We start from the raw sequence: 14,813 nt of genomic DNA on the forward strand, positions 1-14,813 counted from the left end.
ACCACAGATGAATTTCTAATCCGTGTTTTTCTTGTCCTTTGATTTTTTCAAAAGCCGAATCACAAGCTGAGTGACATGCCCGGTCACAAAGAACACGACCATCGTTCCCAAAATCCCGATAATCAGGAACTGAAGCCACCAGACTTTTAGAATATCCCATGCAAGAATCAGGCCGACCGTAGACGGAATAAACAAAAGCGGCATGATTGAAAGAATGCTGTCAGAAACCTGTTCCACTTCAGACAGCGGCATAATCTTGAACTGCAAGGCACAGAACATGAGCACAAGTCCGTAAATGCTTGCAGGCACCGGAAGCGGTATGACCGCATGGAGAATCTCACCGATAAAACAAGTGATGACCAAAATACAAAATTGTTTGACGAGTCTCATTCTCTACCATTCCAGCAATAAGTGCACAGCTTTTCGTGGGGAAGGCCGGTGCTGTTTAGCATGTCGTCCAGACGGTGGAAGCGAAGTGTGGTAAAGTGAAGCTGCTTTCGGATTTCTTCCTGCATTTTTGCGTATTCAGGGGTGTCCGGGTCGCAGTATTTTGCCAGAGTTTCAGCGCTTACATTGTCGCCCTCAAACTGTTTTACGACGCGGCGTGCAATCAAATCCATTTCGCTTTTTGAACGTGAGAAATTGAGGTATTTGCAGCCGAACATGATTGGCGGACAAGCCGGTCGCACATGAACTTCCTTTGCACCAGACTGATACAAAAAGTCCGTGGTTTCGCGAAGCTGAGTTCCGCGCACGATTGAGTCATCAATCAGCAAAATGCTCTTGTTTTTAATCAGCTGCTGAACCGGAATCAACTTCATGTGTGCAATTAAATTTCGCTGTTCCTGGTTTGTCGGCATGAACGAGCGTGGCCATGTCGGAGTGTATTTGATGAATGGTCTTGTAAACGGAATTCCTGCCTCGTTTGCATAACCGACTGCATGTGCCGTGCCCGAATCCGGAACACCTGCCGCACAGTCCGGGTGAATATTGTCATCCTTGTCGCGCATGGCAAGATATTTTCCGCAGTTATAGCGCATTGCCTCAACATTTACGCCCTCATAACAGGCCGTCGGATAGCCGTAATAAATCCACAGGAAGGTGCAGATTTTCATTTCTTTTTGTGGTTCCTGCAAAACTTCGTAGCGGTCAGAAGTGACATAAACGATTTCGGCCGGACCAAGTTCATGCAAATCCTTGTAGCCAAGATTGATGTAGGCAAAACTTTCAAAACTAAGGCAGTGTGCAAGAATCGAGCCTTTTACATCCTTTTTGATTCCGACTTGAAGAGGTGTGCGCCCCATTTTATCTCTTGCACCGTAAATGCCATCAGGAGTGGCAACGAGCATCGTGATTGAGCCTTGGATTTTTGACTGAACATATCGGATTCCATCAAGGATTGTTTTTTGTGTGTTCATCAGGGCGAGAATAAGCTCTGTCTGGTTGATTTCGCCGCCGCTCATTTCAAGGAAAGAGCCGCCATTATCCAAAAGTTCTTTTACAAGTTCATCCTTATTAGAGACAACTCCGACAGTTGTAACGGCAAAACTTCCGAGATGTGAGCGTGCCAAAAGCGGCTGCGGTTCATAGTCGGAAATACAGCCGATTCCGATGTGACCGTCCATTACTTCAACATCGTTTTCAAATTTTGTTCGGAAAGGTGAATTCTGGATGTTGTGGATTGATCTGTGGAATTTATTGTCGCTGCCCCATACAGCAAGACCGCCGCGACGGGTGCCAAGATGTGAATGATAGTCAACGCCGAAAAACAAGTCCAAAGTACAGTTGCCTTTTGAAGCAACCCCGAAGATGCCGCCCATTTTGAATCTCCTGATTTTTAAATATACATTAAATGTAACTTAATGCAAAATATAGCATAAAAATCAATTTGAGTGAATCGGAATTATGATTTAGAATTAAGGTATGAATAAGGAAAGCAAAAAATTTGATATTTGTGATTATATTGACTGGCGCGATGATTTGACCTTTGAAGTTTCGCCTTTTAATGAAGTTGACGCGCTTATCTTCTGTCAGCTTTCATATTTGAATTTCTCGAATCTTGTACCAGCTTCGTTTGATTCTTCTATTAAACTGTCAGAATTGGCGAAGATTTTCTTTGCTTCCACTGATTTTGAATCCCGCTCTGATTTGGGTGTATTGATTGATAAAAAATCAATTGAACTTCTTAAAAAGGCCGGTGAATCGCTTCGTTTTGGCGATGTTGATGTCACTGCTTTTGTGAGCGAATACAATGCCGAAAAAGAAGAGCAGTTTTCCGCCGTCACCTTCGTTACAGGTGATTCAACAGTCCTTAACAAGGGGCAGATTTTTGTCGCTTTCCGGGGCACGGATGATACGATTGTCGGCTGGAAAGAGGATTTCAATCTCGCTTTTCTTGATGAAGTTCCTGCACAGGCCGATGCCGCAGCTTATCTCGAAAACGCCTCTTCTGCATTCAAAAAATCTGAAATTTTTGTCGGCGGACATTCAAAGGGCGGAAATCTTGCAGTTTATGCTTCTGCGAGCCTGAACGAAAAGGCAAAAAAGAATCTCGTAAATGTATACAATTTTGACGGACCAGGCTTTTCTCAGAACGACCTTGATTCAGATAAATTCTTCTCAGTCAAATCAAAAATTCGCTCTGTTTTCCCGCAGTTTTCAATCATCGGTATGCTCTTCCATCATTATGATTCGTTCAAAATCGTTCTCAGTGATGAAAAATTCTTGATGCAGCATAATCCGTTCTCATGGTTCGTAAAAGGCGTTCAGTTTGCAGAAAAAGACGAACTTGATTCAGGCAGTGAGCTTTTCTTCAAATCATTCAATAAGTGGTTCGAAGAAATTCAGCCCGAGCAGCGCGAGCAGTTTGTTGAGACGATTTTCGGTCTTCTTGATTCAACAAATGCTGTCTCTAACACTGATTTGAGCAAGGACGCACTCAAAAACACTGGCAAAATCATAAAGGCATTTGCCCGGCTGGACAGTGAAATTCGCGACAGTGCGGTAAAACTTGCTGGTGATTTCGTAAAAACCGTGCTGGCGGTCAAGCGAGATGAACTTGAATAGCAGTCAATAAGCGGCTTTTGACTAAGAATGTGATTTCAGATAGAATTATGAATTATGAACGCGATTATTACTGTCGTTGGAAGCGACAAAGTTGGAATCATTGCGAAAGTGAGCGCACTTCTCGCAGAGCATAAAGTTAACATTGCTGACATCACACAGACGATTCTTTCAGGCAATTTCGTTATGATGATGATGGTCTCTCTCGAAGAGTCTGACATTTCTATCGATGAACTTCGTTCCGTGCTTACATCGGCAAGTGAAGAAATGGGTGTTGAAATCAATGTAATGGCAGAAAAGGTCTTCTCATCAATGCACAGAATTTAATCAGATTTATATAAAAATAAGTCTGTTTTCTTTCTGTAAAACGCGGATTTCTTGCATTAAACTCTCCTTACAATTCCGTGTTTTGTCCAGGCGGATTTGTAAGGAACTAAATGAAAAAACATCTCTTTTCGGTCTTAGCATTTCTTTCAATCTCTTCGATTTTTGCCGTTCCGTCCATTAATCCAGGCGATTTGCCCGTTGGATTTGCTTCAGTTGCGCCTAAAAACGAAACTGGCATTACCGTAAGCACAAAACAGGAGCTTGTTTCTGCATTGGCAAAAGGCGGTCTGATTTATCTAAACGGAACGATTGATGTTTCTGAAGGCTGTCTTCCGAATGAAGCTGGCGGAAGTACGCCCGCACTTGATTCCTTTGTCAAAGAAAACACGAACGGCGCGTATAAGACATATTCTGAATTTCAAGCGGCTTATGCTGCCGGGTGCAAATCTTCCACAAAAGATAACTCTTCAAGTTCACCGGAATCCAAACTGGGCTCAACTTTATGGAAATTAAACAAAGCGTACGGTGTAAAAATCAAGCTGAACTTAAAATCGGACACAACTCTTATCGGTCTAAACGATGCTGTCATAAAAGGCGGTACAATTCAGATTTCTTCTGTCTCCAATGTCATAGTCCGTAACATCACGATTCAGGATGGCTATGACCCTTTCCCGCACCACGAAAAGAACGACGGATTCAATGCACAATGGGATAATATTGCAATAATCGGCTCAAAAAATGTCTGGATAGACCATTGTACGCTCGAGGATACGATGCTTTATAAGAATGTGACCATTTCGGGCGGTGGCAAGGAAAAATGGCAGACTTACGACGGTCTTTGCGACATCACCAAAGGCTCTTCAAATGTAGTCGTATCGTACTGTTTTTTCAAAAATCACGACAAAACGATGCTCATAGGAAACAGCACATCTGACACGGGAAGCAGCATAACTGTTCATCACAACAGATTTCTTAACTGCGGCCAGCGGCTTCCAATGGCGGCTCTTGCAAATATGCACATATTCAACAACAGCTACGAGCGCGACAAAAACGCTTATTATAAGCAGAATGCCAGCATAGCCCTTCGCGGAGCAAACTACACGGTCATCGCTGAGAACAATTATTTTGGCGGAGGCGTGGGGTACTGCATTACATCTTCTGACGGAAGCAAAGGCAAATGCTATATAAGCGGAAATGTTTTCAAATCGCGAAGTGAAGGAAGCAAATCCGTAAGCACACAGTCAGCAAAACCGTTCACACCAGATTACGACTACAGGCTTGATGAAGCGAAGGATATTCCTGCGATTCTTGAAAGTGAAGCTGGAAGCGGTGCTACCGTGATTTTTGACGGAAAAGATATGTAAATTTTGTCGGAAAAGTAAAAAAAACATAAAATTTGAAAAAAAATGCAAATTTTTTGAAAAAAAGACTTGCATTTCTACAGAAGTGTGCTATCCTAAAGATGTAGTGAGGAGCGAGATGAGGACGCACACCTGCTGCACGAAAGGAGGCGTAATGCAATTTCCGACAAAAAGGCCTGACTCCTTGGGGGTCTCGTGATTACATTCAACTCCACCTGCGGTTATGCAGGAACTAATAAAATGCCCGTCAATTCATTGATTCGAGGCAAACTATAAACCTCCATAAGCTGGAGGTTTTCTTTTTTTAAACGGTGTCAACGGTGAGCGCTGGGAGCCTCGCCGTAAGGCGTTCTGGAGTGAGCGTAGCGAGCGGAAGAATGGAGCGAAAGCGGAAAGGCGTACATAGCGACGGCGAAGCCGGCACCGCCTGTTTCTTATTTTCTGAGTTTTCGCTATAATCATTTCTATGGAACAGTACAAAAAAGAATTTGTACTTTGATGAAAAATCCTCCTGATTTTTCACAAAGTACCGAGAAACTTTGTTTCTCTTTGTCTGTGGTGCACATCCGTGTGCACAATGTTTTCAAAATGGGGATATTTAAAATGGAAGCTTACAAAGAAGAGTTTATTAGATTCATGGTTGAGTGCTCGGTTCTAAAATTTGGTTCATTCACGCTCAAAAGCGGCCGTCAGTCTCCGTTTTTTATGAACGCGGGGGCATATGTTACAGGAAGTCAGCTCAAGCGTTTGGGTGAATATTATGCCAAGGCAATTCACGACAATTTCGGTGATGAAATCGATGTGTTTTTCGGACCAGCATACAAGGGTATTCCTCTTGCAGTCGTGACGGCTGTGGCTTATTCAGAACTTTACGGCAAGGAAATCAAGTATTGCTCAGACCGAAAAGAAGAAAAAGATCATGGTGCCGACAAAGGTGCGCTTCTCGGTTACAAAATTCAGGATGGAGACCGGGTTGTGATTATTGAGGATGTCACGACTTCTGGCAAATCTATAGAAGAAACTTATCCAAAAATCAAAACCCAAGAAACGAAAGAGGGCGGAATCAAAATCGTGGGTGAGATTGTGAGTTTGAACCGCATGGAAAAGGCTCCTGATTCAGAAAAAGCCGCACTCGATGTGATTTCTGAAAAATACGGTTTCCCGGCACGCGCAATCGTGAGCATGGCCGATGTCGTTGAGGCACTTTACACGAACGGCGACAAAAAAATTATCACTGATGAGATAAAGGCCGAAATCGATAAATATTACGAGATTTATGGTGCAAAATAACGAGGCTTCGAACGCCTCTAATGAAAAAGGGCTGCTGCATGATACAGTAGCCCTTTGTTTTTATACACCTTCAAGTACTTCAAAAGTGTCGTCTTCTTTTTCGGGTTCTGGAGTGACAGGTGGCTGGTCAAAAAGATATGCGTACGGCTCTTTGATTTTATCGACAAAACCGCTTGTGATTTTGATTTTGCCTTCGCCTAAATCGCGCACGAAAAACACGATGTTAAGGCTTTTGATGCGGGTGATTTTTTTGTTTTCTTCGGTGTAGGTTTCTTCAACCTGAACATTATCGTCCTCTTTGTAAAATCGGCGCCATGTTCCAAGCTGCAATTTAAAGAAATCAATGGCTGTTGAATAAGACATTTGTGAGGTGTCGATTTTGTTTATTCGTTCAAGAATTTCGTTCGAATCTTCACTTGGCTTGACTTTTTTGATATCGCCGCGAGTCCACGATTCTTCGGTTTTATTAGTCGTAATGTGAAACATAAATCATCCTCCTCTTTTTTTGTTCTTAATCAAGATTATAGCACAAATCAGGATAAAAACAAACGCGACGCTGCAAATTACAGGCACGGTATATTGGACTAAGTTCATGCTGTTTATTGTGTCAAACAGATTTACGAAACCGAAGACCGCGAACACTGCAAAAGCGAGAAGATTGAAAAAACGGTCGGGCGTTTTCCCATGTAGAAAATGACCAACACACAGACCGATTATGTCAGCAAACAAAAGCGCAAGAGATGATGAAAGCCAGATTACAATGGCATTTGCGTTGAGACCGTTCGTTGCGCCAAAGGTGATTGCCGTAAGTTGTGTTTTATCACCGAATTCTGCAATGAAGAAAATACAGAAAACCGCGAGAGGTGCGAATTTAATTTTGCTGCCCGAAGATTCTTCTTCATCTTCTTCTTTTAAGAGGGAAGTGATTGAAAAGTAAAAGAATGCCAGACATGCAATGAGTTTTACAATCCAGATGTGAGTGCTCAAAAATTCGTTTAGGAGACCGCCTGCGAGAACTGCAAGTGCGTTGAGCAAAAGGATTGATAAAGTTGTGCCAATAAGAATGTCGCGGACTTTATACTTTGATGCAAGTGCAATCAAAAGAAGCTGGGTTTTGTCACCCATTTCCGCGACAAACACGGCAAGAAAAACCGTAAAAAAAAGGGAAAGCATTTATTAGAGACCTTGCCTGTATCTTTCGTAAAGTAGTACGCCTGTGGCGACCGAAACATTCAGACTGTCGATTTTACCGCAGGTCGGAATTGAGACGATTGAATCGCACTGTTCTTCCAAAAGACGGCTGATCCCTGTGCCCTCGCTGCCCATGACAATACAGGTTTTTGCAGGGAAGGTGAGGTTCTGAACGGATTCTCCGCCTGCATCAGCTCCGTAAATCCAGAAATTTGCTTCCTTGATTTTTTGAACTGCACGATTTAAGTTTTTGACTACGGCGAAAGGCACATAGGCACTCGCACCTGCAGAACTTCGCGCGATAATTTCGTTCTCGCTTACATTGCCAACACTGTTTCTTTGCGGCATGACCACGAGATTTACGCCGAACTGGTCGCATGAGCGTAAAATTGCGCCGATGTTGTGCGGGTCGGTGATTGAATCAAGCACGAGGATTGTTGAGCGTTTTTCTGAAAGATTGCTCTGTGCAATCCATGTGTCGAAGTTGACTTCGTTAAGACGGCTTTCTGCTACATTTTCATCAACAAGTACGATTCCCCGGTGATCACGGGCGACTTCGTTTAATCCCTGAACAAGTGAATCGAGGAATTTGCCGTCAACCTGAGTGCATGGAAGACCTGCAGTGTGAGCAACATCGAGAATCTTTTTTACGCGTGGGCCGATTTTTGAATAATAAAGAGAAAGACCGCTGATTTCACCTGATTCACAGGCAGAGCGGGCTTTTTCTTCGATTGCATGAAATCCTGTAATAACTTGTTTCATTTATCTTCCGCAGCATTTTTTGTATTTTTTGCCGCTTCCGCATGGACACGGATCATTTCGACCGACTTTTGCACCTTCACGGACAACTGTCATCGGTTTAACTGAACCTACTGAGTAAAGCCAGTCACCGTTTACTTTTTTGAAGTAACCGACTTCGTGATGGATGTCACGCAATCCGCCTTTATCGGTGTATGTAGCTTCAAATTCTACAATGCCTTCTTCATCGCTTTCGGTACCCTTTTCGGTGCGCAGGATTTTGAGGCCGTGCCAGGTTGAATTTTTTGCCCAGTCTTCAGTTGCCTTTCGGTCAATTTCAGCAATTTTTTCGCCCTCTTCGCAAGAGTTGATGATGAAATCGATTTCCTGTTTTACATAAGATGTGTAGCGTGCACGCATCAATGCTTCTGCTGTTGCCGCTTTTGAAGTTCCTTTGATGATTGGCTCACAACATTCGCCATAAGTTTTTCCAGAGCCACAAGGACATAAATCTTTTTCTGCCATTTTTGTTTTCCTATATAAAGTTGAAAGTCCGACTATTATAATGAATTTCTATTTTTTCATCAAATCCCGTATGGTCACGGAATCGAGATAGCCTTCAATCAGTTCATCGAGTTTTGTCCACATTCCGATTGTGCGACATTCTGCCTTTTTGGGGCAAAGTTCAGCACCTGTTTCGAGACAAGCAACTGGCGCGAGAGTGCCTTCGGTGAGACGCAGAATTTCACCGACATGGTAATCTTCTGGTGCTCTGTTCAGCTTGTATCCGCCGCCCTTACCGTGAACACCGTCAACAAAACCGTTTTTTGAGAGCAAAGTCATAATCGACTCGATGTATTTTTGTGAAATATCCTGTCGTTCTGCAACATCTTTGAGCGGAATTCGTGCTTCATCTGAATGTTCCGCCAAATCAATCAAAACCCGGAGGGCATAACGCCCGCGTGTAGAAACAATCATAAAAACCTCGTTAAAGTGCAGGTGCCCAAAAAATGCGCTCGCTTTGAGACTAACGCTTTAAGAACACCATCCGTAAAAATCTTTCAACCTAGTATAACACAAGGTTTGATTAAATGACAATGGAAAAGACAGCCTGCCAGACTGATTCGCGTCGTATTTTCTTTTCCGCCGTAATTGCTTATAAGACGATTTTATGATATTTTCTTTATATGTGCGACAATGATTTATTTAGCCCGGAAGAAGATAAACTCCGTGATGAATGTGGTGTGGTAGGTATTTTCCAGAACGCAAAGACTTCCACTGACGAAAATGGCAAGGAAGTTCAGGAGCCTTATTCTGCAAAGCACTTTAACGCGGTTCAGCAGGTTTATTACGCTTTGTATGCCTTGCAGCATCGCGGTCAGGACAGTGCGGGAATCGCCGTCAGCGATGGAACTGCTGAAGGCAAAATGCGTGTCCACAAGGGCATGGGTGATGTCGCCAGTGTTTTTAAGACAGAACATCTAGAAAGCCTTACAGGGCGCATGGCTGTTGGTCATGTGCGCTATGCTACCGCCGGAAGCTGCACAATCGAAAACGCACAGCCGATGGTTCAGACTTCAAAACTCGGCACAATCGCCGTGGCACATAACGGCCAGTTAATCAATTACGAACAGCTTCGTGAAATGCTTGAAGACGCTGGCTGCACTTTCCAATCAACCAGCGACACAGAAGTAATCGTAAAGCTGATTGCTCGTTCATATAAAAAGGGATTGGAACGGGCGCTTACTGATACAATCCAGATGATTAAAGGCAGTTTCGCACTTGCCGTCATGACGGACAAATGCCTGATTGGTGCAAGAGACCCCAACGGAATCCGCCCATTGTGTCTTGGTCAGACCGAAAAAGGCTGGATTCTTGCAAGTGAGTCATGTGCAATCGATGCAGTGAACGGCACTTTTGTTCGCGACATCAATCCTGGTGAAATCGTAATCATCAATGACGACGGCGTTCTTTCTTTTGAATTCGGTGAACGCACAAGCAAACGCACTTGTATCTTTGAATATGTTTATTTTGCACGCCCTGACAGCGTGATTGATGGAATCCCTGTTCAGCAGGCACGATATGCTCTGGGTGCTCAGCTCGCAAAAGAAAGCGGAGTTCCTGCCGATGTCGTTGTCGGCGTTCCTGATTCAGGTTTGGGAGCCGCAATGGGCTATGCAAAAGAAAGCGGAATTCCTTACGCTACAGGAATCATCAAAAATAAGTATATAGGAAGAACTTTTATCGCTCCGACTCAGCGGGAACGCGAGAACATGGTCTTCGTAAAATTGAACGCAGTTCCCTGTGATGTCAAAGGCAAACGAGTCATAATCATTGACGACTCAATCGTCCGGGGCACCACATCAAAGCGTCTCGTACAGATTTTGCGCCGCGCTGGTGCGACCGAAGTTCATTTCAGAATCTCATCTCCACCAGTCAAATTCCCGTGCTATTTCGGAATCAACACGCCTACGCGCGATGAACTCATTTCCGCACAGCATGACACCGAAGAAATCCGTAAGATGATTGGTGCAGATTCGCTCGCATTCCTTTCACCTGATGGATTGATGGAAGCCTGCAAGAGCGTTAATCCCGAAAGCTACGGATTCTGCAAGGGCTGTTTTATGGGCGAATACCCAATGGCATGCCCAGAAAATTAAATTCTGCATCTTTGCGGAACCTCGACATCATCAGTCTTTTTAAGATATACTTCTCTCCATGCAAGGCACATTTTCTTTTGACGAAATGACTCCAACTGGAGAAAAAATAATCGTATATACTGACGGCGGATGCTGGGGCAATCCCGGAGTCGGCGGCTGGGCCTGTGTCGTAATTGCGGACGGCGATGCACGGGAAATGAGCGGCGGCGAAAAACTCACCACGAACAACCGCATGGAACTCACGGCGGCCATTTCTGCCCTCACTGCAATCTACAACACAGAGCGTTTTCGAAACAGACCGATTCTAGTGAACATCGACAGTCAGTATGTCAAAAACGGAATCACGAGCTGGATTCACAACTGGAAGAAAAACGGCTGGCGCACCGCGGCAAAAAAGCCCGTCTTAAATCAGGAACTCTGGCAAAAACTCGACGCACTCAATTCTTCGCTCAATGTGGAATGGAACTGGGTCAAAGGTCACGCAGGTGTAGAGTATAATGAGCGATGTGACCAGCTGTGTCAGAATGAAATGAGCATGCTGAAAAATTCGTGATTTGCGACATTAGAGGTGTTCGGAAACTTCAGTTTTCCGAACACCTCTATTCTATTCATGTAAAATTTCAACCATCTCTTTTATGACTGCCTGTTTTTTTGAATTCAGCGTGAGATAGCCGTTTATAAAATCAACAAGTTCTTTTGTAAGAGGAAGTTTTCCTTGTATTTCTCTTCCTGTCATCAAATATTCAACTGAAACATTTAAAGCCTGTGCTATTTTAAAAGCATTCGTAACGCTCGGTTCCTGGGGATTATTCATCAGATAATGGTCAATAGTTCGTTTTTGGACCCCAGCTTTATCGGCAAGGTCTTTCGTGCGAATGTCTTGATATTCTAACTCTGCTTTTAGATTTTCCCTAAATCCCATGCCTATAAAATACCGCTTTAAGAGTAATTATTTAAAAGATTTACACTTATAACGGAATATGTTATCATCGAATTTGCTTATGACGGCAATTTTATGAAATTGATACCGTTTCAAGAGCAGAAGACGCTGCTAAAAATTCTATTCTTAAAGAGGTCAGAAAATGAATGAAAAAATCAAAAACTGTTTATCGTCGGTTTGCAATTTGGTGAACAAATTGCCTTTCAAAAAATTCTCGGAAAAATATTCAGACAAAGTTCCGTTTTTAAAGACGATTGCACCTTTTTCAAATTTTATAGTCTGCGGAATTGTTTTTGTGTTTGTTGGGGCGAAAATTGTTGTTCCACAAGTGCGGTTCAACAACTATATGTCAAAAATCGAAAAAATTTGGCTGGAAGAGGCTCGACGTTATGATGCTATTGATTTTACTGATGAGTTCAAGGCTGCTTTTGATAAGAGTGTTGCTGATATAAATGGATGCTCAAATGACGAAAAAGGCTTGAAAAATATTGAGAAAGTCAAAGATGATTATGAAAAACGCCTGGAAGATATAAGACAAGATTTTGAAGCCAAATGTACAGATATTTCAAACGCTGGTACAGTAGCGACATCTGGCATAGAAAACTTGAACTTTGCAATGTCTACAAGTCAATTCAATAAGTATAAATCACAGACGGAAGAATGGTCTAAACAAATTTTTGAATCCAGTGAAAACTGCTACATGCGAAATAACACTTTGTACTGTAACTGCATAAACGATTTGAATAAGCTTTATTCTGAAAAAGTTGAGAAAATCCACGATAGCATTGTTGCGGCCATGAAAGAAGCGAAGCGGAAGGCTTATCTTGCAAAACTTGCCCACATTCGCGAAGCTGTTGTTGGTTGCTGGAAAGATTCAGGAGGGAAAACAAAATTACTTTTTAATCACGATGGAACTTTTTCATTTGATTATTATGCCGAGGCATGGAGTTTAGTAATAGGACCTGACAAAATATATGCTGATAAAGCTGGTATTGTAAAAGTAGCATCGGGAAGAATTTCTGAACCGGAAAAAGTACGAAGGTTTTCAGGCACATATTATTTTGAAGAAGATGTGATTGTTCTTAATGTTACATCAGCTGTTTATAAGAATACACCAGAAATTAAACCTGGAGATAAAATAAAATCAAAGATTTATCTTTCGGATTCAGAAAATTCTCTTTGGTTTGATAAAGCAAATTATAAACGGGCATGGTAATATGAATAAAATTTTCAGATTAGTACCTGCCTTTTTTACTGTGATGATTTTGTGTTCAGGATGTGCAAGCACTTCTGGCGGGCAGGTTCCCGCTTGGATGAGCGACTGGCGCACTGTCTACCCCGACACGGAATATATCGCACAACGCGGAAGGGCAGACGCGGAAGAAACGGCAAGAACTGAGGCTGTCGCTCAAATCGCACGGTATTTTCAGACTAGCGTTAACGCCTCATTGAAAACAAGCATCCAGAGCGTGACGAGCGGTGAGAATGTTAGCGAGACAACTTCGGTCGTGAACGATGTCGATGTCATGTCGCAAGTTGAGCTGTTCGCCGTGGAAACGACTGACCCATTTTATTTCAAAAAGGAAAACAAGTGGTACTGCCTGGCGTTTATTGAGCGTGAAAAGGCTTGGAACCAGTACCAGCCGACTGTTGAGAGTGCGAAAGCCGAGTTCTACTCGATGAAAAAGAATGCCGATGACGAAAGCGACCCGTTCACAAAATCTTCACTTTACGGAAAGACCTGGAAAAGCGGAAAAATCTTGCTTGAAAAACTCGAATACGCACGAATACTGAACGCTAAGAAAGAAGCTGCTTACTCCGATGACAGAAAGTGCGTGAGTGAAATCCCGGCATTGATTGCAGCTGAAAAAGAAAAATGCACAGTCTATCTTTCAGTAAGTGGAGACTATGGAAACATAATCTCATCTTCACTTTCTCAGACTCTCTCCAAAAACGGATTTAAAATCGCAAAAAATCAGAAGGAATCACTTTATACGGCAGTCGCGACCGTTGAAACAAATTCAAGCGGAAACGACCCGATTTCTGTCATGCCGAGTCTGGACTTAAAAATCGAAAGCAGGGGCGGAAAAACTGTCTACGCAACACAAATCAAAAGCGGGAAAAAGACGCTTGCCTACACGCTCGAAAACGCACAGAAAAAGTCTTACCCGATTCTCGCGGAAGAAAGTTCAAAAATCATCAGCTCGGAGCTTTCAGAAAAAAATTAGCAATTAATTAGACGCGGATTTTCGCTGATAAACGCGGATATTACGGAAATCTTGTAATCTGCGGGCATCTGCGTTCATCCGCGTCAAAAATATTGGAGGAAAAAACTATGAAAAAGACAATCAAATCAACATTCGTGCTTGCGGCATTTGCAATCGCACTCACTTCATGCGGATCAACAAAGGTTGAGGATTCCAGAAACAAAGTCCCGGAAGCAAAGACTGACGAAATCGACAAGGTTGTGGTCGTTGACTGGACTGACCGTGCTTTAGGCGAAGTTTCTGCCCCGACTTGGCTCAAGAACATGAGGCGTGGAAACAGCGACACATTCAAGGAGCAGTGGAAGGTCGATGCAAGCCGTGTCGTAAAAATCAGCATGGCGACAGGAAAGACCGAAGCCACAGCACAGGCACTTTCGCGAGCTGGCTTTGCATACACACAGGCGGCGGAATTGAATCAGAAAGTAATCGGTCGTGTTGGTCAGGGCTTGAACGATGTCGGACAGCTTGAAGCATTGTTTGTGGCAGCAAGTGAGACGAAAGCGGACATGACGGGCCTGCGTGAAGAGACAGGATTCTTCCAGAAAATCCGTACGACCAACGCCGAGACGAAGCAGACCAGCGAACAGTTTGTTTATTACACTGTGTACTCAATGAGCAAGGAAACTTGGGATGCCCTCTGTAAAAAGTATCTCATGGACATCATGGGCGGAGCGGATTTGACGACAGAGACACAGAAGAAAGTTGGTGCACTGTTCAGCGAGATGAAAGAAGACTCGGACAAAAAAGAAGCTGCAAAACAGGCTGAGGAAGAAGCATTGTACAAGGCACAGATGGCTCGTCTTGAAGCCGAGCGGGCAAAGGCTAATGCAGATGCGGCAAAAGCCAACGCGGAGACTGCAAAAGCAGGCTTGAAAGCAAAGGAAATGGACGCACAGGAAGCGGCGACAAAGAAAGCGGCAGAAGAAGCGGCGGTGCTGGCGAGCTATTTGATGTAAAAACTACGGGCTGATTGAGA

17 protein-coding genes are annotated in these 14,813 nt (G+C 43.4%); 9 read left to right on the plus strand and 8 right to left on the minus strand.

Features of this window, described 5'->3' with window-relative positions; translation table 11 throughout:
• Positions 1-15: 15 nt before the first annotated feature.
• Positions 16-390: a CidA/LrgA family protein gene (locus Q0Q74_RS02880; protein ID WP_294428329.1), complete on the minus strand. Its 375-nt coding sequence runs from the start codon at positions 388-390 to the stop codon at positions 16-18.
• The gene (locus tag Q0Q74_RS02885; RefSeq protein WP_294428332.1) at positions 387-1,820 is read right to left on the minus strand and encodes an amidophosphoribosyltransferase; all 1,434 of its coding nucleotides are present in this window, start codon (positions 1,818-1,820) and stop codon (positions 387-389) included. Before Q0Q74_RS02885 ends, Q0Q74_RS02880 begins: the two co-directional genes overlap by 4 nt.
• Before the next feature lie 103 nt (positions 1,821-1,923).
• On the opposite strand from Q0Q74_RS02885, the gene Q0Q74_RS02890 reads away from it, so the two are divergent.
• The 4 genes from Q0Q74_RS02890 to pyrE all read left to right on the plus strand — a co-directional run bounded on the left by Q0Q74_RS02890 (position 1,924) and on the right by pyrE (position 6,041).
• On the plus strand, positions 1,924-3,066 hold the full coding sequence (locus Q0Q74_RS02890) for an Mbeg1-like protein (protein WP_294428333.1): 1,143 nt from the start codon (positions 1,924-1,926) through the stop codon (positions 3,064-3,066).
• Positions 3,067-3,120: 54 nt separating this feature from the next.
• Positions 3,121-3,390, plus strand: coding sequence for an ACT domain-containing protein (locus tag Q0Q74_RS02895; protein WP_294428335.1), 270 nt, complete (start codon positions 3,121-3,123; stop codon positions 3,388-3,390).
• 110 nt (positions 3,391-3,500) lie between these two features.
• Positions 3,501-4,754, plus strand: coding sequence for a polysaccharide lyase family 1 protein (locus tag Q0Q74_RS02900; protein WP_294428337.1), 1,254 nt, complete (start codon positions 3,501-3,503; stop codon positions 4,752-4,754).
• Between the two features lie 600 nt (positions 4,755-5,354).
• On the plus strand, positions 5,355-6,041 hold the full coding sequence (pyrE, locus tag Q0Q74_RS02905; protein ID WP_294428339.1) for an orotate phosphoribosyltransferase: 687 nt from the start codon (positions 5,355-5,357) through the stop codon (positions 6,039-6,041).
• 60 nt (positions 6,042-6,101) lie between these two features.
• Here the strand turns inward: pyrE and Q0Q74_RS02910 are convergent, their stop codons facing one another.
• Genes Q0Q74_RS02910 through Q0Q74_RS02930 form a run of 5 tightly spaced genes read right to left on the minus strand, consistent with a single transcriptional unit; the run spans position 6,102 to position 8,948 of the window.
• Positions 6,102-6,527, minus strand: a complete 426-nt coding sequence (locus Q0Q74_RS02910; protein WP_294428342.1) for a hypothetical protein — start codon at positions 6,525-6,527, stop codon at positions 6,102-6,104.
• Positions 6,528-6,530: 3 nt separating this feature from the next.
• On the minus strand, positions 6,531-7,214 hold the full coding sequence (locus Q0Q74_RS02915) for a TMEM165/GDT1 family protein (RefSeq protein WP_294428344.1): 684 nt from the start codon (positions 7,212-7,214) through the stop codon (positions 6,531-6,533).
• Positions 7,215-7,217: 3 nt separating this feature from the next.
• Complete coding sequence (rlmB, locus tag Q0Q74_RS02920) at positions 7,218-7,994, minus strand: 23S rRNA (guanosine(2251)-2'-O)-methyltransferase RlmB (protein ID WP_294428346.1); 777 nt, start codon at positions 7,992-7,994, stop codon at positions 7,218-7,220.
• Entirely contained in the window at positions 7,995-8,495 is a 501-nt protein-coding gene (locus Q0Q74_RS02925; RefSeq protein WP_294428348.1) for a YchJ family protein, read from the minus strand.
• A gap of 48 nt (positions 8,496-8,543) precedes the next feature.
• Positions 8,544-8,948, minus strand: a complete 405-nt coding sequence (locus Q0Q74_RS02930) for an Rrf2 family transcriptional regulator (protein WP_294428350.1) — start codon at positions 8,946-8,948, stop codon at positions 8,544-8,546.
• Between the two features lie 209 nt (positions 8,949-9,157).
• Here Q0Q74_RS02930 and purF point away from each other — a divergent pair, with 209 nt between their 5' ends.
• Together purF and rnhA are read left to right on the plus strand one after the other, a co-directional pair.
• Positions 9,158-10,630 carry an amidophosphoribosyltransferase gene (gene purF / locus Q0Q74_RS02935; protein WP_294428352.1) on the plus strand — a complete coding sequence of 491 codons (1,473 nt, stop codon included), beginning with the start codon at positions 9,158-9,160 and terminating at the stop codon, positions 10,628-10,630.
• A 58-nt stretch (positions 10,631-10,688) separates the two neighbouring features.
• Positions 10,689-11,183: a ribonuclease HI gene (gene rnhA, locus Q0Q74_RS02940; protein WP_294428354.1), complete on the plus strand. Its 495-nt coding sequence runs from the start codon at positions 10,689-10,691 to the stop codon at positions 11,181-11,183.
• Between the two features lie 51 nt (positions 11,184-11,234).
• Here rnhA and Q0Q74_RS02945 read toward each other — a convergent pair whose 3' ends face one another.
• Entirely contained in the window at positions 11,235-11,552 is a 318-nt protein-coding gene (locus Q0Q74_RS02945) for a helix-turn-helix transcriptional regulator (protein ID WP_294428356.1), read from the minus strand.
• 364 nt (positions 11,553-11,916) lie between these two features.
• Between Q0Q74_RS02945 and Q0Q74_RS02950 the strand changes: the two genes are divergently transcribed.
• The 3 genes from Q0Q74_RS02950 (at position 11,917) to Q0Q74_RS02960 (ending at position 14,793) form a co-directional block, all read left to right on the plus strand.
• Positions 11,917-12,786 carry a hypothetical protein gene (locus Q0Q74_RS02950; protein ID WP_294428358.1) on the plus strand — a complete coding sequence of 290 codons (870 nt, stop codon included), beginning with the start codon at positions 11,917-11,919 and terminating at the stop codon, positions 12,784-12,786.
• A 1-nt stretch (position 12,787) separates the two neighbouring features.
• Positions 12,788-13,798, plus strand: a complete 1,011-nt coding sequence (locus tag Q0Q74_RS02955; protein WP_294428360.1) for a hypothetical protein — start codon at positions 12,788-12,790, stop codon at positions 13,796-13,798.
• Positions 13,799-13,905: 107 nt separating this feature from the next.
• On the plus strand, positions 13,906-14,793 hold the full coding sequence (locus Q0Q74_RS02960) for a hypothetical protein (protein WP_294428362.1): 888 nt from the start codon (positions 13,906-13,908) through the stop codon (positions 14,791-14,793).
• Positions 14,794-14,813: the final 20 nt, after the last annotated feature.

The organism is uncultured Treponema sp., assembly GCF_946187725.1.
Taxonomy (GTDB): domain Bacteria; phylum Spirochaetota; class Spirochaetia; order Treponematales; family Treponemataceae; genus Treponema_D.

Bases quoted from the DNA above. Each gene is read 5' to 3' on its own strand.
- Q0Q74_RS02950 (WP_294428358.1), top strand. From the start codon at position 11,917: ATGTCAAAAATCGAAAAAATTTGGCTGGAAGAGGCTCGACGTTATGAT.
- Q0Q74_RS02955 (WP_294428360.1), top strand. From the start codon at position 12,788: ATGAATAAAATTTTCAGATTAGTACCTGCCTTTTTTACTGTGATGATT.
- Q0Q74_RS02925 (WP_294428348.1), bottom strand. From the start codon at position 8,495: ATGGCAGAAAAAGATTTATGTCCTTGTGGCTCTGGAAAAACTTATGGC.
- rlmB (WP_294428346.1), bottom strand. From the start codon at position 7,994: ATGAAACAAGTTATTACAGGATTTCATGCAATCGAAGAAAAAGCCCGC.
- pyrE (WP_294428339.1), top strand. From the start codon at position 5,355: ATGGAAGCTTACAAAGAAGAGTTTATTAGATTCATGGTTGAGTGCTCG.
- Q0Q74_RS02880 (WP_294428329.1), bottom strand. From the start codon at position 390: ATGAGACTCGTCAAACAATTTTGTATTTTGGTCATCACTTGTTTTATC.
- Q0Q74_RS02960 (WP_294428362.1), top strand. From the start codon at position 13,906: ATGAAAAAGACAATCAAATCAACATTCGTGCTTGCGGCATTTGCAATC.
- Q0Q74_RS02890 (WP_294428333.1), top strand. From the start codon at position 1,924: ATGAATAAGGAAAGCAAAAAATTTGATATTTGTGATTATATTGACTGG.
- purF (WP_294428352.1), top strand. From the start codon at position 9,158: ATGTGCGACAATGATTTATTTAGCCCGGAAGAAGATAAACTCCGTGAT.
- Q0Q74_RS02930 (WP_294428350.1), bottom strand. From the start codon at position 8,948: ATGATTGTTTCTACACGCGGGCGTTATGCCCTCCGGGTTTTGATTGAT.
- Q0Q74_RS02895 (WP_294428335.1), top strand. From the start codon at position 3,121: ATGAACGCGATTATTACTGTCGTTGGAAGCGACAAAGTTGGAATCATT.
- Q0Q74_RS02915 (WP_294428344.1), bottom strand. From the start codon at position 7,214: ATGCTTTCCCTTTTTTTTACGGTTTTTCTTGCCGTGTTTGTCGCGGAA.
- Q0Q74_RS02945 (WP_294428356.1), bottom strand. From the start codon at position 11,552: ATGGGATTTAGGGAAAATCTAAAAGCAGAGTTAGAATATCAAGACATT.
- Q0Q74_RS02910 (WP_294428342.1), bottom strand. From the start codon at position 6,527: ATGTTTCACATTACGACTAATAAAACCGAAGAATCGTGGACTCGCGGC.
- Q0Q74_RS02900 (WP_294428337.1), top strand. From the start codon at position 3,501: ATGAAAAAACATCTCTTTTCGGTCTTAGCATTTCTTTCAATCTCTTCG.
- rnhA (WP_294428354.1), top strand. From the start codon at position 10,689: ATGCAAGGCACATTTTCTTTTGACGAAATGACTCCAACTGGAGAAAAA.
- Q0Q74_RS02885 (WP_294428332.1), bottom strand. From the start codon at position 1,820: ATGGGCGGCATCTTCGGGGTTGCTTCAAAAGGCAACTGTACTTTGGAC.